19 protein-coding genes are annotated in these 18,430 nt (G+C 52.1%); 2 read left to right on the forward strand and 17 right to left on the reverse strand.

All coding sequences use genetic code 11. The features are described 5' to 3' along the window. The first annotated feature begins 5 nt into the window (after positions 1-5). Positions 6-671, forward strand: coding sequence for a 6-phosphogluconate phosphatase (gene yieH, locus IV433_RS16005; RefSeq protein ID WP_195814975.1), 666 nt, complete (start codon positions 6-8; stop codon positions 669-671). Here the strand turns inward: yieH and IV433_RS16010 are convergent. Next, positions 661-1,491: a sugar phosphate isomerase/epimerase family protein gene (locus IV433_RS16010; RefSeq protein WP_195814976.1), complete on the reverse strand. Its 831-nt coding sequence runs from the start codon at positions 1,489-1,491 to the stop codon at positions 661-663. The genes yieH and IV433_RS16010 overlap by 11 nt on opposite strands. Positions 1,492-1,601: 110 nt before the next feature. On the opposite strand from IV433_RS16010, the gene IV433_RS16015 reads away from it, so the two are divergent. After that, positions 1,602-2,294 carry a TetR family transcriptional regulator gene (locus IV433_RS16015; protein WP_195814977.1) on the forward strand — a complete coding sequence of 231 codons (693 nt, stop codon included), beginning with the start codon at positions 1,602-1,604 and terminating at the stop codon, positions 2,292-2,294. Between the two features lie 80 nt (positions 2,295-2,374). Here IV433_RS16015 and phoU read toward each other — a convergent pair whose 3' ends face one another. The 16 genes from phoU to atpB form a co-directional block, all read right to left on the reverse strand. Then, positions 2,375-3,106 carry a phosphate signaling complex protein PhoU gene (phoU, locus tag IV433_RS16020; RefSeq protein ID WP_152323756.1) on the reverse strand — a complete coding sequence of 244 codons (732 nt, stop codon included), beginning with the start codon at positions 3,104-3,106 and terminating at the stop codon, positions 2,375-2,377. A 10-nt stretch (positions 3,107-3,116) separates the two neighbouring features. Next, a complete protein-coding gene (pstB, locus tag IV433_RS16025; RefSeq protein WP_013577692.1) occupies positions 3,117-3,884 on the reverse strand; it encodes a phosphate ABC transporter ATP-binding protein PstB in 768 nt (255 codons plus the stop codon). Positions 3,885-3,984: 100 nt separating this feature from the next. Continuing rightward, positions 3,985-4,872: a phosphate ABC transporter permease PstA gene (pstA, locus tag IV433_RS16030; RefSeq protein ID WP_195814978.1), complete on the reverse strand. Its 888-nt coding sequence runs from the start codon at positions 4,870-4,872 to the stop codon at positions 3,985-3,987. Position 4,873: 1 nt separating this feature from the next. Then, a complete protein-coding gene (gene pstC, locus IV433_RS16035) occupies positions 4,874-5,830 on the reverse strand; it encodes a phosphate ABC transporter permease PstC (RefSeq protein ID WP_152323758.1) in 957 nt (318 codons plus the stop codon). 94 nt (positions 5,831-5,924) lie between these two features. Further along, complete coding sequence (pstS, locus tag IV433_RS16040) at positions 5,925-6,965, reverse strand: phosphate ABC transporter substrate-binding protein PstS (RefSeq protein WP_152323759.1); 1,041 nt, start codon at positions 6,963-6,965, stop codon at positions 5,925-5,927. A gap of 215 nt (positions 6,966-7,180) precedes the next feature. Next, the gene (gene rluF / locus IV433_RS16045) at positions 7,181-8,053 is read right to left on the reverse strand and encodes a 23S rRNA pseudouridine(2604) synthase RluF (RefSeq protein WP_152323760.1); all 873 of its coding nucleotides are present in this window, start codon (positions 8,051-8,053) and stop codon (positions 7,181-7,183) included. A 154-nt stretch (positions 8,054-8,207) separates the two neighbouring features. Further along, positions 8,208-10,037 (reverse strand): glutamine--fructose-6-phosphate transaminase (isomerizing), encoded by a 1,830-nt coding sequence (glmS, locus tag IV433_RS16050; protein WP_195814979.1) that lies wholly within the window; start codon positions 10,035-10,037, stop codon positions 8,208-8,210. Between the two features lie 225 nt (positions 10,038-10,262). Then, positions 10,263-11,633 carry a bifunctional UDP-N-acetylglucosamine diphosphorylase/glucosamine-1-phosphate N-acetyltransferase GlmU gene (gene glmU / locus IV433_RS16055; protein ID WP_195814980.1) on the reverse strand — a complete coding sequence of 457 codons (1,371 nt, stop codon included), beginning with the start codon at positions 11,631-11,633 and terminating at the stop codon, positions 10,263-10,265. A 272-nt stretch (positions 11,634-11,905) separates the two neighbouring features. Further along, on the reverse strand, positions 11,906-12,328 hold the full coding sequence (locus IV433_RS16060; protein ID WP_101077831.1) for a F0F1 ATP synthase subunit epsilon: 423 nt from the start codon (positions 12,326-12,328) through the stop codon (positions 11,906-11,908). A 27-nt stretch (positions 12,329-12,355) separates the two neighbouring features. After that, positions 12,356-13,738, reverse strand: coding sequence for a F0F1 ATP synthase subunit beta (gene atpD / locus IV433_RS16065; protein WP_101077832.1), 1,383 nt, complete (start codon positions 13,736-13,738; stop codon positions 12,356-12,358). A 32-nt stretch (positions 13,739-13,770) separates the two neighbouring features. Further along, the gene (atpG, locus tag IV433_RS16070; protein WP_152323763.1) at positions 13,771-14,634 is read right to left on the reverse strand and encodes a F0F1 ATP synthase subunit gamma; all 864 of its coding nucleotides are present in this window, start codon (positions 14,632-14,634) and stop codon (positions 13,771-13,773) included. 71 nt (positions 14,635-14,705) lie between these two features. Beyond that, positions 14,706-16,247 (reverse strand): F0F1 ATP synthase subunit alpha, encoded by a 1,542-nt coding sequence (gene atpA, locus IV433_RS16075; RefSeq protein ID WP_152323764.1) that lies wholly within the window; start codon positions 16,245-16,247, stop codon positions 14,706-14,708. Between the two features lie 12 nt (positions 16,248-16,259). After that, positions 16,260-16,793, reverse strand: a complete 534-nt coding sequence (gene atpH / locus IV433_RS16080; protein ID WP_152323765.1) for a F0F1 ATP synthase subunit delta — start codon at positions 16,791-16,793, stop codon at positions 16,260-16,262. Between the two features lie 14 nt (positions 16,794-16,807). Next, positions 16,808-17,278, reverse strand: coding sequence for a F0F1 ATP synthase subunit B (gene atpF / locus IV433_RS16085; RefSeq protein WP_104923890.1), 471 nt, complete (start codon positions 17,276-17,278; stop codon positions 16,808-16,810). Positions 17,279-17,343: 65 nt separating this feature from the next. Beyond that, a complete protein-coding gene (gene atpE / locus IV433_RS16090; protein ID WP_004093904.1) occupies positions 17,344-17,583 on the reverse strand; it encodes a F0F1 ATP synthase subunit C in 240 nt (79 codons plus the stop codon). Positions 17,584-17,632: 49 nt separating this feature from the next. Beyond that, on the reverse strand, positions 17,633-18,415 hold the full coding sequence (gene atpB / locus IV433_RS16095; protein ID WP_195814981.1) for a F0F1 ATP synthase subunit A: 783 nt from the start codon (positions 18,413-18,415) through the stop codon (positions 17,633-17,635). Positions 18,416-18,430: the final 15 nt, after the last annotated feature.

An 18,430-nucleotide genomic window follows, 5' to 3' on the forward strand; every position in this document is an offset into this window, starting at 1 on the left:
GAAGTATGACGGGGATCCAATGTGTCTTTTTTGATTGCGACGGAACGCTGGTCGACAGCGAATTGCTGTGCTGTGAAGCCTATGTCGAGATGTTTGCACATTTTGGTGTGAAAGTTTCTTTTGACGAAATGTATAAAAAATACAAAGGCGTAAAGCTTTACGAAATCGTCGCCATCATCAATAAAGAACACGGCATTGATGTGCCGAAAGAAGAGATGGAAGTCGTTTTCCGTCAGCACGTTGCCCGCCTCTTTGACAGTAAACTCCAGCCGATCGACGGTGCGCGCGAATTGCTCGAACAAATCACCGTGCCGATGTGCGTTGTCTCCAACGGCCCGGTCACCAAAATGCAGCACTCGCTCGGCCTGACCGGATTACTGCATTTTATGGGTGATAAGCTGTTCAGTGGCTACGATTTGCAGCGCTGGAAACCCGATCCGGCGGTGCTATACAAAGCCGCCGAAGTGATGGAAGTGCCGGTGGAAGCCTGCATTCTGGTTGAGGATTCCGTGGCGGGCGCACAGGCCGGGATCGCCGCCGGGATCCCGGTATTTTATTACTGCGCGGATCCGCACAACCCGCCGCTGGACAATCCGCTGGTGACCACTTTCCACGACATGCGCGAGTTGCCGGCGATCTGGCGTAAAAAGGGTTATCAGATTACGCGTTAAGGGTTTGGTCGTAAGCCCGCATGCGCCGCTCCAGTTCCGTCAGGGAACTCAGGCCCTCTGCGAGCGGCAGGGTTTTATCGTTGAAGATTTCCAGCGACCACGGCCCGGTAAAACCTTTCCGGTTCAGCGTGCTGACGAAATCCACCAGCGGCAAGTCGCCCTGGCCGGGATAACACCGGTAACTGCGGCTCCATTGCTGCACGTTCATGTCTTTGAACGGCGCATCAGCCAGTTGCAGGAAACTGATTTTCTCCAGCGGCACTTCGTCCAGACGGTCGAGGTTGTCGCCCGCGGCGAGAATATGGAAGCTGTCGAGCACAATCCCCAGCGCCGGATGGCTCACTTCACGCACGCGATCCCATGCCTGCCGGTAACGGTTGATGTGTTTCCCCCACGCCAGCGCCTCAAAGCCAATATGGATATCATGAGGCTGCGCCATTTCGGCCAGAGCGGCGAGATCGGCAATCTGGACATCGCGCTCCGCCGAACTTTCGGGGTCGGTATTACTGCAGACCAGCAGGCGGTCACAACCCAGTTCATTCATCAGCTCAAACTGCCGGCGCGCGCTGGCTAACTTCTCATTACGCTTTTCCGGCTGAACGCCTTCAAAGTCGCGGAAAGGCTGTAGCAGGAAAATCCGTAATCCGAGCGAATCCGCCAGATTCCGGATGGCGATGGGTTTAACCGGGCTTTTGAGTAAATCATCTTCAAAAATCTCCACGCCATCAAACCCCGCTGCCGCGATGGCGGTGAGTTTTTCGGGCAGAGTTCCTGGTACTGAAACTGTCGCAATAGAACGTAACCGGGTGGTAGCAGGCAAAATAGCGTCCTTTTTGTCAGGCTTCGAGACTTACAGTAGTGGACCTTCATGCCGCATTCGTCAAGTGTTGGCGGCTTGTATGAACGCACAGATTGTAACTGATCGAATCAATGGTTAATCTCTGTGGCGAGATTGAGGTTATTAATGAGGATATGACGCTGAGCAGCCAAAGTTCCCCGGCGCCGGGACGTAAAAATGATCCGATAGGACTGAAACAGCGCATTTTCGACAGTGCTCTGGCTGAATTCGCTGAATCCGGCCTGATGGGCGCGCGTATGGAAAATATCGCCTCAAACGCCAGCACCACAAAACGTATGGTGGTCTATCACTATAAGACCAAAGAAGCCCTGTACATGCTGGTGCTCGAGCACGTTTACCGCGGCATCCGCCAGCACGAGCTGGATCTGGATTTGTCGTCATTTCCCCCGGCGGAGGCGATCGTCAAACTGGTGGAAGCCAGCTTCGATTTTCACGTTTCTCACCCGGAATTCATCCGCATTGTGTCGACAGAAAACATGCTGCGCGGCCGCTTTATCCGTCAGTCCACCAGCATCCGCGAAATCAACAAAACGGCGTTAACGCTGCTGGAAGATATTCTCGAACGTGGAAAACAGAGCCATTTATTTAAGGAAGATTCCCAGGCGCGCGACGTTCACCGGCTGATCAGCAGCCTGTGTGTGCATCAGGTCGCGAACCAGTACACGTTCGGAGCGCTGTTCGAAAACCCTGATGAAGTGGATTTGCAGGTCGCGCATTATCGCCAGCTGGCGGTGGTGGTGGCACTGCGGTATGTGATGAAATAACGCATCAGCGCACAGCAAAAAGGCCTCGTAAGAGGCCTTTTTTATGGCGAAAATTTTGTATGACGAGTATCAGTGACCGATCAGTCTTTCGCCGCGTCTTTGCCGTCTGTCAGCAATTTGTCCAGCGCATCGCCGCCAACGTGACGGAAATCCTGCCCTTTAACGAAGTAGAAGATGAATTCACAAATATTCTGGCAACGGTCGCCGATCCGCTCAATGGAACGGGCGCAGAACAACGCGGTCAGGACGCTTGGAATAGTACGCGGATCTTCCATCATGTAGGTCATGAGCTGACGCACAATGCCTTCGTATTCCTGATCCACTTTCTTATCTTCACGGTAAATACGCACCGCTTCGTCAAGATCCATACGCGCGAATGCGTCGAGCACGTCGTGCAGCATTTCTACCGTATGGCGGCCCAGAGATTCCAGGCTGACCAGCAGCGGCTGATGCAGATGCGAGAATTTCTCGAGCGCGGTACGGCAGATTTTATCCGCCACATCGCCGATACGTTCCAGCTCAGAAATGGTTTTGATAATCGCCATCACCAAACGCAGATCGCTGGCGGTCGGCTGGCGCTTGGCAATAATGCGCACGCACGCTTCGTCAATCGCCACTTCCATCAGGTTAACTTTGTCATCACCTTTGATGACGCGCTGCGCCAGTTCGGCATCCTGATTGTGCATCGCGGTGATCGCATCAGTCAGTTGCTGTTCAACCAGCCCGCCCATCGCCAGAACCTGCGTACGGATGTGCTCGAGCTCGGCGTTAAACTGGCCGGAAATGTGTTTGTTTAAGTTCAGGTTGTCCATCGTTCTTACCTCAACCGTAGCGGCCAGTAATGTAATCTTCAGTCTGTTTGCGCGCTGGCGAAGTAAACAGCGAGTCAGTGTCACTGTATTCGATCAGCTCACCCAAATACATAAACGCAGTGCGGTCTGAACAACGCGCAGCCTGCTGCATGTTGTGGGTCACGATCACCACGGTGTAATCAGATTTTAGCTCGGTGATCAGCTCTTCGATACGGCCGGTTGAAATGGGATCCAGCGCCGAACACGGTTCATCAAGCAGGAGAACATCAGGACGGATAGCAATGCCGCGCGCAATGCACAGACGCTGTTGCTGGCCGCCGGACAAGCTGTAACCGCTCTGGTGCAGCTTGTCTTTGGATTCATTCCACAAAGCGGCTTTAGTCAGCGCCCATTGCACGCGCTCATCCATGTCCGTACGGGAAAGTTTTTCAAACAGACGAACACCAAACGCGATGTTGTCGTAAATCGACATCGGGAACGGCGTCGGTTTCTGGAAGACCATGCCGACTTTGGCACGCAGCAGCGCGATATCCTGTTTATCGACCAGAATATTTTCGCCATCGAGCAGAATTTCGCCTTCTGCATGCTGCTCAGGGTAAAGCTGGTACATTTTGTTAAACGTACGCAGCAGCGTGGATTTACCACAACCTGACGGGCCGATGAATGCCGTGACTTCGTTCTTAGCGATATCCAGGGAAATATTTTTCAGCGCGTGGAATTTACCGTAATAAAAATTCAGATCGCGAACCTGAATCTTGCTGTTGGATGCGTCAGTCATTCGACTCATTAAGACATCTCTCTTTTGCGCGCGCCGCTGTGCGACGCCGGGTAAACAGTGACGGCAGAGTGAAAAACTCTGCCATCAGTAATGAATTAACTTACTGCTTCTTCGCGGCGAAGATCACACGCGCCAGAATGTTCAGCAACAGCACACACACTGTAATCAGCAGCACGCCCGCCCAGGCCAGTTGTTGCCATTCGCCAAACGGGCTCATCGCAAACTTGAAGATGGTCACCGGCAGGTTGGCGATCGGCTGCATCATGTCGGTGCTCCAGAACTGGTTGGAGAGCGACGTAAACAGCAGCGGTGCGGTTTCGCCGGCGATGCGGGCGATAGCCAGCAAAATACCGGTGATAATGCCGGAAACAGAGGCTTTCAGGGTGATCGCAGAAATCATTTTCCATTTCGGCGTCCCCAGCGCATAAGCCGCTTCACGCAGGCTGTCCGGCACCAGTTTCAGCATGTTTTCCGTGGTACGGATAACAATCGGGATTTGCAGCAACGCCAGCGCCAGTACGCCCGCCCAGCCAGAAAAGTGCCCCATTTTCGCCACCATGATGGTGTAAACGAACAGGCCAACCACAATGGAAGGAGCAGAAAGCAGAATGTCGTTGATGAAGCGAATGAATTCCGCCAGCCAGGATTTACGGCCATATTCTGCCAGATAAATCCCCGCCATCACGCCCAGCGGCGTACCGATAACCGTCGCCCATAAAATCAGCAGTCCGCTACCCGCAATGGCGTTCGCCAGACCACCGCCTGCCGTATTTGGCGGCGGTGTGTTTTGGGTAAACAGCGCCAGGGACATGCCGTCTACGCCTTTCACGACGGTCGTGAACAGGATCCAGACCAGCCAGAACAGGCCAAAAAGCATGGTCAGCATGGAAATCATCAGCGCCAGACGGTTCTTCTGACGGCGCCATGCCTGACGTTTACGACGCGATTCCAGTAAGGCTGCGTTACTTTGCATTTCGAGTGTCGTCATCTTAACGGCCCTCTTTCTTAGCCAGACGCAGAATCATGACTTTCGACAGCGCCAGAACAATAAAGGTGATAACAAACAGGATAAGACCCAGTTCCATCAGAGCGGACGTGTGCAGACCCGCTTCAGCTTCGGCGAATTCGTTCGCCAGCGCCGAGGTAATACTGTTGCCGGGCGCATAAAGCGAAATGCTGTCGAGCTGGTAGGTGTTACCGATAATGAAGGTCACCGCCATGGTTTCGCCGAGCGCACGGCCAAGACCGAGCATGACACCGCCGATGACACCATTTTTGGTGAACGGCAGCACGATGCGCCAGATCACTTCCCAGGTCGTACAACCAATTCCGTAGGCCGATTCTTTCATCATGACCGGCGTTTGCTCGAACACGTCACGCATGACGGAGGCAATATACGGAATGATCATGATGGCCAGAATGACTCCTGCCGCCAAAATGCCAATACCAAATCCCGGGCCGGCGAAAAGCGCGCCAACAATCGGAATCCCAGAAAGCACATCACCGACCGGTGTCTGGAAATACTGCGCAAACAACGGAGCGAAAACGAATAAACCCCACATGCCGTAAACAATGCTGGGGATCGCCGCCAGCAGTTCGATGGCAATACCCAGCGGACGTTTCATCCAGTTAGGTGCCAGTTCAGTGAGGAATAATGCGATACCAAAACTGACGGGAACGGCAATCAGTAAGGCGATAATCGAGGTCACGACGGTACCGTAAATAGGCACCAGTGCGCCGAACTGCTGATTCGGGGCATCCCATGTTTTCGTCCACAGGAAGGATAATCCGAATTTTTCAATGCTAGGCAGCGAAGCAATAAACAGCGAGACGATGATTCCGCCCAGCATTAATAACACGATCAGCGCAGCCAGTTTGACCAGCGCGCCGAAAAGGATGTCACCGTTTTTGCTTGGTGCTTTGATAGCCGGCTTGTATTCAGCCATACCACTCTCTTTTAATTAAGATTTAATTCCCTCCCCGGCCGGAGAGGGAATGAAGCAGAAGACTTGTACTCTATATCAGACGAGACGTCAGATCCTAGTAAAGTGCTTTGCCGCTGCTATCTTTGATATTTGCTTTCCAGGCTGCACGAACCTGCTCAACCACTGAAGGTGGAAGCGTTGCATAATCCAGGTCAGTCGTCAGTTTATTGCCGTTTTTGTAAGCCCAGTCGAAGAACTTCAGAACTTCAGCACCTTTGGTCGCATCCTGCTGATCTTTGTAAATCAGGATGAAGGTGGTGGAGCTGATTGGCCACGCGTTGTCGCCTTTCTGGAAAGTCAGGTCCTGAGCGAAGGTTTTGCTCCAGTCAGCGCCTTTAGCTGCTGCACTGAAGGATTCTTCTGTCGGGCTAATCGCCTTGCCATCCGCATCAACCAGCTTGGTGTAAGCCAGGTTATTTTGTTTAGCGTAAGCATATTCTACGTAACCGATTGAGCCCGGCAGACGCTGTACAAATGCGGCCACGCCGTCGTTACCTTTGCCGCCCAGACCGGTAGGCCAGTTAACTGTTGAGCCTGAACCGATTTTCTCTTTCCACTCGTTGTTCACTTTTGCCAGATAGCTGGTGAACACGAAAGAAGTACCGGAACCGTCAGCACGACGAACAACGGCGATATTGGTATCTGGCAGTTTCACGCCCGGGTTCAGCTTAGTGATCGCCGCGTCGTTCCACTTTTTGATTTTGCCCAGGTAGATATCACCCAGCGTTGCGCCGTCCAACGTCAGCTGACCTGATTTGATACCCGGGATATTCACAGCCAGTACCACGCCACCGATCACGGTAGGGAACTGGAACAGGCCGTTTTTGTTCAGATCTTCTTCTTTCATCGGAGCATCAGATGCGCCGAAATCAACGGTTTTGGCGATGATTTGTTTCACGCCGCCGGAAGAACCGATGCCCTGATAGTTAACCTGAGTACCGGTTGCTTTCTGGTATGCGTCCGCCCACTTAGCGTAGACAGGTGCAGGGAAGGTGCCGCCAGCGCCAGTCAGATTACTAGCAGCGAAAGCAGACATTGCTGTGAGGGAGAAAGTCGCTGCTACAATACCGGCGACGGTGTTACGCATCAATTTCATGTTCCACTCCTAGTGGTTTTTTTTGTTCGACCCAGGTCGAGATTTATAAAGTGTTTGGCACAGGAGGAAAATAGGACAGTTTGGTGACAGTAAAATGTACGTTATATGACAGTTTTATGACACTGGTCACAATTTAGGCGAGATGGGCAAACTGAAGCGGACTGATCAAATAAAAACCGGCCCGAAGGCCGGTGGCAGCGGAAAGGGATGCGGACTTAACGCCCTTTCTTTTTACGTCCTGGTTGTGCAAAACGTTTACGGGAAGCTGAATTTCCGTCGGGTTTCTCGGTATTTTTCGGTTTTGTGACAACCGGTTTTTTGGCCTGAGCAGGTTTAGACTGCGTTTTTTTGGCCGGCTTCTCTTCCGAAGTTGAGTTTTCAGTCAGTCTGAATAATTCGACCAACTCATCGTCCGTCAAATCACGCCATTCCCCCAAAGGCAGGCCTTTCAGGTTGATGTTCATGATCCGCACACGCTCAAGCTTGGTGACTTCAAAGCCAAAATGCTTACACATACGGCGGATCTGGCGGTTAAGCCCCTGAACCAGCGTGATACGAAATACAAAGGGCGCTTCTTTCTTCACTTTGCATTTTTTGGTCACCGTTCCCAGCATCGGTACACCCGCGCCCAGGCCGGTAATAAACTCATCCGTCACCGGTTTGTTGACCGTTACGACATATTCTTTTTCGTGGTCGTTGCCCGCACGCAGGATTTTATTGACCAGATCACCGTGGTTGGTCAGTAAAATCAGGCCCTGAGAATCTTTATCCAGACGCCCGATAGGGAAAACGCGTTTGCTGTGGTTAACGAAGTCACTGATGTTGTCCCGCTCACCGTCTTCCATCGTGGTGATGATCCCCACGGGCTTATTGAGCGCGATAAGTACTAAATCTTCTTCATCACGTGGTTCAATCAGCTGGCCGTTCACTTTCACCACATCACCGGCAAATACTTGTGCGCCCACGGAGGCGCGTCTGCCATTGATAAAAACGTTTCCCTGTTCAATGTAACGATCGGCATCACGGCGTGAGCAGATCCCGCTCTCGCTAATGTATTTGTTGAGACGAATGGAGGGGTTGGACAGCATTCAGCAAATCACCTTCGTAAAAAGGCGGACTATACCTTATCCGTGGCGGCTAACGAAGCCTGAGAGAGGAGAATCGTGACCACGCCTTAGCCTTTTAGAAATAAAAAAGCGCCCTGGATGGGCGCTTAGCAGGCAGTTTCAAAGCCAGCGAGGCTTATTCTACTGTGACCGATTTGGCCAGATTACGTGGCTGGTCTACGTCAGTACCTTTTATCAGCGCGACGTAGTAAGACAGCAGCTGCAACGGAACCGTGTAGAAAATCGGTGCGACGATTTCTTCAACGTGCGGTAACTGAATGATCTTCATACCGTCGCTGTCGGTGAAACCGGCATCCTGATCGGCGAAGACATACAGCAGGCCGCCGCGGGCGCGCACTTCTTCGATATTCGACTTCAGCTTTTCCAGCAGTTCGTTGTTAGGTGCGACGACGATCACCGGCATATCCGCGTCAATCAGCGCCAGCGGGCCGTGTTTCAGCTCGCCTGCCGCATAGGCTTCCGCATGAATGTAAGAAATCTCTTTCAGCTTCAGCGCACCTTCCATCGCGATCGGGTATTGATCGCCACGGCCGAGGAACAGCGCATGATGTTTATCAGAGAAGCCTTCCGCCAGCGATTCGATGGTTTTATCCAGCGACAGCATCTGTTCGATACGCGCAGGCAGCGCCTGTAACGCGTGAACAATGTCATGTTCAACCTGCGGTGCCATGCCTTTCAGACGACCCATACGCGCCACCAGCATCAGCAGAACGGTCAGCTGTGTAGTAAACGCTTTCGTCGAGGCCACGCCGATTTCCGTGCCCGCTTTGGTCATCAGCGCCAGATCGGATTCACGCACCAGCGAAGAACCGGCAACATTACACACAGCCAGAGAACCGAGGTAACCCAACTCTTTGGACAGGCGCAGCGCAGCCAGCGTATCGGCGGTTTCACCGGACTGAGACAGGGTGATGATCAGGCTGCCAGGACGAACGGCAGATTTGCGATAACGGAATTCCGACGCAATCTCGACATCACAAGGCATACCGGCCAGTGATTCGAACCAGTAACGCGCCACCATACCGGAGTTGTATGACGTGCCGCAGGCAATGATCTGAACATGCTGAACGCGGGACAGGATCTCATCCGCCTTTTCGCCCAGCTCGCTCAGATTCACTTCACCGTGGCTGAAACGACCTTCCAGCGTGTTTTTGATCGCCAGCGGTTGTTCGTAAATCTCTTTTTGCATGTAGTGACGGTATTCGCCTTTGTCACCGGCGTCGTACTGCACTTTGGACTCAATTTCTGCGCGCTCAACGGCATGACCGTTTTTGTCATACACGCTGACCGAACGGCGTTTAACCTCGGCCACATCGCCTTCTTCCAGGAACATGAAGCGACGGGTGACAGGCAACAGCGCCAGCTGATCGGAGGCAATGAAGTTTTCACCCACGCCACGACCAATTACCAGCGGACTGCCGGAACGGGCTGCGACCAGAACGGACGGATCACGTCGGTCCATTACCACGGTGCCATAAGCGCCGCGCAGCTGAGGGATCACACGCTGAACGACTTCCAGCAACGTGCCGCCCTGAAGTTGTTCCCAATGCACCAGATGCGCGATCACTTCGGTATCCGTTTCGGAATCAAAACGGTAACCGCGTTCAATCAGTAATTCACGCAAAGGTTCGTGGTTTTCGATAATTCCGTTGTGCACTACCGCAATGTAATCAGAGACATGCGGGTGTGCGTTCGCTTCAGAAGGTTCACCGTGCGTTGCCCAGCGGGTATGTGCAATACCGGTACCGCCGTGCAAAGGATGTTGATCCAGAGCGTCAGCCAGCATCTGGACTTTGCCCAGACGACGCAGGCGCCCCATTTTTCCGTCTGCATCAATCACGGCCAGACCCGCTGAGTCATAACCGCGGTATTCCAGACGGCGTAAACCTTCCAACAGAATTTCAGCAATATCGCGTTGCGCTACTGCGCCTACAATTCCACACATCAGTTTTATTCCTATTGAAGGTCTTTCGGGACCTTTTTTGATGCCTGACCTGATTTATCCACACGCCCCGTTTTCCGGTGTACGTACGGTTCCCCGAGCCTTGTAGAAGTTGGGGATTATTATGTTTTGGTCTGCATTCGGATAAAAATGCAGACCAAAATACAAAGCGACAGAAAGAAATCAGGCGCAAATTTCTGCGCCTGACGCACTACGTTTCAGGGTAGCTTATTTTTTCTTCACAGGTTTCTGCCAGTCCGGCTTATGCACCTGCGGGACGCGGCTCAGCAGCAAACCGTTATCCGGCACATCGCGCGTCACGGTTGTTCCGGCAGCGATGGTGACGTTATTGCCCACGGTGACCGGCGCAATCAGCTGCGTATCCGATCCGACAAAGACGTCATTGCCGATAATCGTTTTGCTTTTGTTCACGCCGTCATAGTTGCAGGTAATTGTCCCCGCGCCGATATTCACGTTGTCGCCAATTTCAGCGTCGCCAAGATAGGAAAGATGTCCTGCTTTCGAACCTTTACCCAGACGCGCTTTTTTGATTTCGACGAAGTTACCCACATGAGCGCCTTCAGCCAGTTCGGCACCCGGACGCAGACGGGCGAAAGGTCCGACCGTACAACCGCTTTCCAGCACCGCATCTTCGAATACGCTGTAAGGGCTGATTTCGCAGTCATCGCCGATCACGCAATTCTTCAGCACGCAACCCGCACCGATTTTCACGCGATCGCCCAGTTTAACGTGGCCTTCGATAATGACGTTGGTGTCGATCACCACATCAATCCCATGAGACAACTCGCCACGGAGATCAAAGCGCGCCGGATCCATCAGCATTACGCCTTCCAGAAGCAGGCGTTCGGCCTGTTCGGTCTGATATACGCGCTCAAGGCGGGAAAGTTGCAGGCGGTTATTCACGCCATCCACTTCGCTGTCACGCGCCGGATGAACGGTGGCGATCAGATTGCCTTCCGCATGTGCCATCGCGATGATGTCGGTAATGTAATACTCGCCCTGCGCATTATTGTTGTTCAGCTGACCGAGCCAGCGTTTGAACGATGCGCCGTTGGCCACCAGAATACCGGTATTAATTTCCTGGATTTTAAGCTGCTCAGCATTCGCATCTTTCTGCTCAATGATGCCGGTCACAATGCCATTTTCACGCACGATGCGGCCATAGCCGGTTGGATTATCCAGTACGACGGTCAGCAAACCGATACCACCTTCAGGCTTAGCTTTCAGCAACTTATCCAGCGTTTCGACCGAGATCAGCGGAACATCACCGTAAAGCATCAGGACATCTTCGTCATCCGCAAAGAAAGGCGCAGCCTGTTGCATTGCATGTCCGGTACCCAGCTGTTCAGCCTGTAATACCCAGTTCAGTTCACTGCCAGCCAGCGTTTTCTTCAGTAGATCGCCACCGTGGCCATAGACCAGATGCACGTTTCTGGCACCCACTTGCGTGGCCGCATCAATGACGTGTTGAACCATTGGCTTGCCCGCCAATGTATGAAGAACTTTAGGGAGGTTGGAATACATGCGTGTTCCCTTGCCCGCGGCAAGGATCACCACACTCAGTGCGCTGTTTGACATAGATGACCTGACAAATCCAATTTGAGTGACAAAAGTAACCCGTTATATGAACGAATTACTACATATTTCGCGTCAAAAACCGCCTGTAAGCCACAGCCCGCAAGGGTTGAACACGATATAGACTATAACAAAAAAACTGAGGGTAATACGTCCATTAATCACGCAAGTATTCCACCAAAAGCCAAAATTAGCCTTGGGGAAAATGCTGAAAAACACCCTTTTTTAAAGGTAAAAAAAAAGCGACCCGAAGGTCGCTTTTCTCAATGATGTTGTTACATCGCTTTTCTGGTCAGTTCGATAACGCGAAGTTTCGCGATCGCCTTAGCCAGTTCCGCTGACGCCTGAGCGTAATCAACGTCGCCGTGAGAACCACTAATGTGTTCTTCCGCTTTGCGCTTAGCTTCAAGCGCGCGCGCTTCGTCGAGGTCTTGCCCACGGATTGCAGTATCAGCCAACACGGTCGTTGCATTCGGCTGCACCTCAAGGATGCCACCGGAAAGATAGATATACTCTTCTTCACCGTGTTCTTTAACAATGCGCACCATGCCAGGCTTGATGGCGGTGAGCAGCGGAGCATGCCCCGGGAAAATACCCAGTTCGCCTTCGCTACCCGTCACCTGGATTTTTTGTACCATGCCGGCAAACATACGTTTTTCCGCACTGACAACATCCAGATGGTAAGCTTTTTCAGCCATGTCATCCTCTCTCACAACAAACTAGCGTTACAGTTTCTTGGCTTTTTCCACTGCTTCTTCAATGGTGCCGACCATGTAGAACGCTTGCTCTGGCAGGTGATCGTAGTCGCCGTCCATAATGCCTTTGAAACCACGAATGGTATCTTTCAGCGATACGAACTTGCCCGGAGAACCGGTGAAGACTTCGGCCACGAAGAATGGCTGGGACAGGAAGCGTTCGATTTTACGCGCACGGGATACGGCCAGTTTGTCATCTTCTGACAACTCATCCATACCCAGGATCGCGATGATATCTTTCAGTTCCTTGTAACGTTGCAGAATAGACTGCACGCCACGAGCCACATCATAGTGTTCCTGACCAACAACCAGTGGATCCAGCTGACGGCTGGTGGAATCCAGTGGGTCAACCGCCGGGTAGATACCCAGAGACGCGATCTGACGGCTCAGTACCACGGTTGCATCTAAGTGAGCAAAGGTGGTGGCTGGAGATGGGTCAGTCAAGTCATCCGCAGGAACGTAAACGGCCTGAACGGAGGTGATAGAACCACTTTTGGTAGAGGTGATACGTTCTTGCAGAGCGCCCATCTCTTCCGCCAGCGTTGGCTGATAACCTACCGCTGATGGCATACGGCCCAGAAGTGCAGACACTTCGGTACCGGCCAGGGTGTAACGGTAAATGTTGTCAACAAACAGCAGTACGTCACGACCTTCATCACGGAATTTCTCCGCCATGGTCAGGCCGGTCAGTGCAACGCGCAGACGGTTACCTGGTGGCTCATTCATCTGACCATAGACCAGGGAAACTTTGTCGATAACGTTGGATTCGGTCATTTCGTGGTAGAAGTCGTTACCCTCACGAGTACGTTCACCCACGCCTGCAAACACTGAATAACCGGAGTGCTCGATCGCGATGTTACGGATCAGCTCCATCATGTTTACAGTTTTACCTACACCCGCACCACCGAACAGACCGACTTTACCGCCCTTAGCGAACGGGCACATCAGGTCCATAACTTTGATACCGGTTTCCAGCAATTCCTGGGAGTTTGCCAGCTCTTCATAAGAAGGCGCAGCACGGTGAATTGCACGACGTTCTTCTTCGCCGATTTCACCTTTCATGTCGATTGGTTCACCCAATACGTTCATGATACGACCCAGTGTTGCAACACCCACCGGAACTTCAATTGGGTGTTCCAGGTTGTTCACTTTCAGACCGCGACGCAAGCCATCTGATGTACCCATTGCGATACAACGAACAACGCCGCCGCCTAACTGTTGCTGAACTTCCAGCACCAGCTTGGAGGTACCGTTTTCTACCTCAAGAGCATGGTACACGTTCGGTACCGCATCCTGAGGGAACTCGACGTCCACCACGGCGCCGATTACCTGGATAATCTTTCCAGTAGCCATCTTGAATCCTCTACGTAATTCGTAAACCTAGCTTAAACCGCGGAGGCTCCCCCGACGATCTCGGTGAGTTCCTGAGTGATGCTGGCCTGACGAGCTTTGTTGTATACCAACTGCAGCTCTTTGATCAGGCTGCCGCCGTTATCGGTTGCGGCTTTCATCGCTACCATTCGCGCGGCCTGTTCGCTGGCCAGGTTTTCTACGACGCCCTGATAAACCTGAGATTCCACATAGCGGCGCAGGAGGGTATCCAGCAGTGCTTTAGGGTCTGGCTCATACAGGTAATCCCAGGATTTCTTCGCCAGTTCGCCGTCTTCTGCCGGTGGCAGAGGCAACAACTGAACGATGCGTGGTTCCTGAGACATGGTATTGACGAATTTATTGCTAACAACGCATAACTTGTCTAAACGACCTTCGTCGAAAGCTTGCAACATCACTTTCACCGGTCCGATCAGCTCTGACAGGGAAGGGTTATCCCCCATGCCAGTCACCTGAGCAACAACGTTGCCCCCAACGGATCCGAAGAAAGAAGCTGCTTTGGAACCGATCAGGGCTAAGTCAACCTCAACGCCTTTCGCGGACCAATCTTTCATCTCTGTGAGCAGTTTTTTGAACAAGTTAATGTTCAGACCACCACAAAGACCACGGTCGGTAGACACCACCAGATACCCGACGCGTTTAACTTCACGCTCATCCAGGTAAGGGTGCTTGTATTCCAGATTCCCGAGCGCGAGGTGACCAATCACTTCACGAATGGTTTCTGCATAAGGACGGCTGGCCGCCATGCGATCCTGCGTTTTACGCATTTTGGAGGCGGCGACCATTTCCATCGCTTTAGTGATCTTTTGCGTGTTCTGCACGCTGCCGATCTTACTACGTATCTCTTTTCCGCCGGCCATCTCTGCTTCTCCTCATGACCAAACGGCCTGCTGCTTATCTGCTAAAAGCAGGGCAGCAGGGCCGTTTAGTATTACCAGGACTGGGTTGCTTTGAAGGTATCGAGGATATTTTTGAATTTCCCCTCGATCTCATCGTTGTACGCACCAGTTTGGTTGATTTGCTGCAGAAGCTCGCCGTGCTCACGGTCAGCATAAGCCAACAGTGCCGCTTCGAAGCTACCGACTTTGGACAACTCAACGTCTTCCAGGTAACCACGTTCTGCTGCGAAGATGATCAGAGACTGCGCAACGATGGACATCGGAGCGTATTGTTTCTGTTTCAGCAACTCAGTCACTTTCTGACCGTGATTCAGCTGTTTACGGGTTGCCTCATCCAGATCAGATGCGAACTGCGAGAACGCAGCCAGTTCACGGTACTGTGCCAGAGCGGTACGAATACCACCGGACAGTTTTTTCATGATCTTAGTCTGAGCAGCACCACCAACACGGGATACCGAAATACCCGGGTTAACCGCAGGACGAATACCAGCGTTGAACAGGTTTGATTCCAGGAAGATCTGACCATCGGTAATCGAAATTACGTTAGTCGGAACGAACGCGGAAACGTCACCTGCTTGCGTTTCAATGATTGGAAGCGCAGTCAGGGAACCGGTTTTGCCTTTCACTTCACCCTTAGTGAATGCTTCAACGTAATCGGCGTTTACACGCGCAGCACGTTCCAGCAGACGGGAGTGGAGATAGAAAACGTCGCCAGGGTATGCTTCACGACCTGGTGGACGACGAAGCAGCAGGGAAATCTGACGGTAAGCAACAGCCTGTTTAGACAGGTCATCATAAACGATCAGTGCGTCTTCGCCGCGGTCACGGAAGTATTCACCCATTGCGCAACCGGAGTACGGTGCCAGGTATTGCAGTGCAGCAGATTCTGATGCAGTTGCAACAACAACGATGGTGTTTGCCAGTGCGCCGTGCTCTTCCAGTTTACGAACCACGTTAGAAATGGTGGACGCTTTCTGGCCGATAGCCACATAGATACATTTGATGCCGGAATCGCGCTGGTTGATGATCGCATCAATGGCCAGAGCAGTTTTACCGGTTTGACGGTCACCGATGACCAGTTCACGCTGACCACGACCGATTGGGATCATGGCGTCAACGGACTTATAACCTGTCTGCACAGGCTGGTCTACGGATTGGCGTTCGATAACGCCCGGTGCGATTGCTTCAACAGCTGAGAAGCCGTCGTGCTCTACCGGACCTTTACCGTCAATTGGCGCACCCAGGGTGTTAACAACGCGACCCAGCAGGCCACGGCCAACGGGAACTTCCAGGATACGGCCAGTACATTTTACTTTCATACCTTCGGCGAGGTCAGCGTAAGGGCCCATGACAACGGCACCTACAGAGTCGCGCTCCAGGTTCAGGGCGATAGCGTAGCGGTTACCCGGCAGCGCAATCATTTCGCCTTGCATGACATCGGCCAGGCCGTGCACGCGGATGATCCCGTCACTGACGGAAACGATAGTACCTTCATTGTGAGCTTCGCTCACTACATTGAACTGAGCAATGCGCTGCTTTATCAGTTCGCTGATTTCGGTGGAATTCAGTTGCATGCTCCAGTCCCCTTAAGACTGCAAGACGTCTGCCAGGCGTTCAAGACGACTGCGAACGCTGCCATCAATCACCATATCACCTGCACGGATAATGACACCGGCAAGAACAGACTTGTCAATTTTGCAATTCAGCTTAACTTTGCGAGACAGACGTTTTTCCATCGCAGCAGCAATTTTTGCCTGCTGTTCTTCCGTCAGTGGATTTGCTGAGGTCACATCAACTTCAGCAATCGCCTCCAGTGAGGCGCGCAGTTCGATGAACTGCTGCAACACTTCAGGAAGAACGCGTAAACGTCCATTTTCGGCCATTACCTTAATCAGGTTCTGGCCTGCGTCGTCGAGTTGTTCACCACATACGGCAATAAACGTTTTAGACAAAGTTTCTGGCGCGCTAGCACCGGAAAGCAGTTCTTCAATCTGTTCATTGCGCGTGACTTCAGCCGTGAACGCTAACATGGACTGCCAGCGATCTAAGCTTTGGTGCTCAACGGCAAAGTCAAAAGCTGCTTTGGCGTAGGGGCGAGCTACAGTTACAAATTCAGACATCAGCCCCTCCCTCCTTACAGTTCAGCGACCAGTTTATCAACGATGTCGCTGTTAGCAGCTTCATCCACGGAACGTTCGATGATCTTCTCGGCGCCAGCAATGGCCAAAATCCCGACCTGTTTACGCAACTCTTCGCGGGCGCGTTGGCGTTCGGCGTCAATCTCTGCCTTAGCTTGCGCTACGATCTTGTTACGTTCCTGCTCGGCTTCGGTCTTCGCTTCGTCGACGATCTGTGCTTTACGCTTGTTCGCCTGGTCGATGATTACCTGAGCTTCAGCTTTGGCTTTCTTCAGTTGGTCGGTCGCATCGGCTTGCGCTAAATCCAGTTCTTTTTTTGCACGTTCTGCAGAAGATAAACCTTCAGAAATCTCTTTCTGACGTTTTTCGATGGCAGCCATAATTGGCGGCCATACGTACTTCATACAGAACACGACAAACAGGACAAACGCGATAGCCTGGCCGAGGATTGTTGCGTTAAGATTCACAGCACAATGCCTCTTTCAAAGTGAAATATTTGATGTAGTTCGTTTAACGCTGAGCGAACTCAGTGTTAGGCGACAGCAAACATCACGTACAGACCCAGACCAACAGCAATCATTGGGATTGCATCGACCAGACCCATAACGATAAAGAACTGTGTACGCAACAGAGGGATCAGGTCAGGCTGACGTGCAGCACCTTCCAAGAATTTACCACCCAAGATGCCGATACCGATCGCAGCACCGATTGCCGCCAGGCCCATCATCACAGCGGCAGCCATGTACAGCAGATCCATACTCAGGTTTTCCATGACAGTCTCCAGTTTGTTTCAGTTAAAACGCAGTAGTGTTGAAAGAAAATCAGTGTTTTTCAGATGCCATCGAGAGATAGACAATCGTCAGAACCATGAAAATAAAGGCTTGTAGCGTAATGATCAGGATGTGGAAAATGGCCCAAGGCACATTCAGGATCCACTGTGACCACCACGGCAACAGGCCAGCAATAAGGATGAAGATCAACTCACCCGCATACATATTGCCAAACAGTCGCAGACCCAGTGAAACTGGTTTAGACAGCAGGCTGACACCTTCAAGAATCAGGTTAATTGGAATGAAAACCGGATGATTGAATGGCTGCATTGTCAGTTCTTTAATGAAACCGCCAAAGCCTTTCATCTTAATGCTATAGAAAAGAATCAGAATGAATACGCCAAGTGCCATGGATAACGTGATGTTCACGTCAGCCGTTGGAACCACACGCAGCGCTGGCAGACCAAAGATGTGTTCACCGATGTACGGCAGCAAATCGATTGGCAGCAAATCCATCAGGTTCATCATAAACACCCAGACGAAGACGGTCAGCGCGAGAGGTGCAATCACTTTGCTTTTGCCGTGATACATGTCACGCACGCTGCTGTCGACGAAACCAACGACCAGTTCAACTGCAGTTTGCAGCTTACCCGGAACACCGCTGGTGGCGTTTTTGGCTACGCGATGGAAAATAACCAGAAAGAGTACTCCGAGGAACACGGAGAAAAACATCGAATCGATGTTAATCGACCAGAATCCCGTCCCGATCTGAAGCTGAGTCAGATGGTGACCGATATACTCTTGTGGAGTAGAGATTTCTCCTGATGCAGACATGATGCCTCTTACCCT

This window comes from Rahnella laticis (assembly GCF_015644585.1).
Classification (GTDB): domain Bacteria; phylum Pseudomonadota; class Gammaproteobacteria; order Enterobacterales; family Enterobacteriaceae; genus Rahnella; species Rahnella laticis.

Bases quoted from the DNA above. Each gene is read 5' to 3' on its own strand.
- yieH (WP_195814975.1), top strand. From the start codon at position 6: ATGACGGGGATCCAATGTGTCTTTTTTGATTGCGACGGAACGCTGGTC.
- IV433_RS16015 (WP_195814977.1), top strand. From the start codon at position 1,602: ATGGTTAATCTCTGTGGCGAGATTGAGGTTATTAATGAGGATATGACG.
- phoU (WP_152323756.1), bottom strand. From the start codon at position 3,106: ATGGACAACCTGAACTTAAACAAACACATTTCCGGCCAGTTTAACGCC.
- pstB (WP_013577692.1), bottom strand. From the start codon at position 3,884: ATGACTGACGCATCCAACAGCAAGATTCAGGTTCGCGATCTGAATTTT.
- pstA (WP_195814978.1), bottom strand. From the start codon at position 4,872: ATGACGACACTCGAAATGCAAAGTAACGCAGCCTTACTGGAATCGCGT.
- pstC (WP_152323758.1), bottom strand. From the start codon at position 5,830: ATGGCTGAATACAAGCCGGCTATCAAAGCACCAAGCAAAAACGGTGAC.
- pstS (WP_152323759.1), bottom strand. From the start codon at position 6,965: ATGAAATTGATGCGTAACACCGTCGCCGGTATTGTAGCAGCGACTTTC.
- rluF (WP_152323760.1), bottom strand. From the start codon at position 8,053: ATGCTGTCCAACCCCTCCATTCGTCTCAACAAATACATTAGCGAGAGC.
- glmS (WP_195814979.1), bottom strand. From the start codon at position 10,037: ATGTGTGGAATTGTAGGCGCAGTAGCGCAACGCGATATTGCTGAAATT.
- glmU (WP_195814980.1), bottom strand. From the start codon at position 11,633: ATGTCAAACAGCGCACTGAGTGTGGTGATCCTTGCCGCGGGCAAGGGA.
- IV433_RS16060 (WP_101077831.1), bottom strand. From the start codon at position 12,328: ATGGCTGAAAAAGCTTACCATCTGGATGTTGTCAGTGCGGAAAAACGT.
- atpD (WP_101077832.1), bottom strand. From the start codon at position 13,738: ATGGCTACTGGAAAGATTATCCAGGTAATCGGCGCCGTGGTGGACGTC.
- atpG (WP_152323763.1), bottom strand. From the start codon at position 14,634: ATGGCCGGCGGAAAAGAGATACGTAGTAAGATCGGCAGCGTGCAGAAC.
- atpA (WP_152323764.1), bottom strand. From the start codon at position 16,247: ATGCAACTGAATTCCACCGAAATCAGCGAACTGATAAAGCAGCGCATT.
- atpH (WP_152323765.1), bottom strand. From the start codon at position 16,793: ATGTCTGAATTTGTAACTGTAGCTCGCCCCTACGCCAAAGCAGCTTTT.
- atpE (WP_004093904.1), bottom strand. From the start codon at position 17,583: ATGGAAAACCTGAGTATGGATCTGCTGTACATGGCTGCCGCTGTGATG.
- atpB (WP_195814981.1), bottom strand. From the start codon at position 18,415: ATGTCTGCATCAGGAGAAATCTCTACTCCACAAGAGTATATCGGTCAC.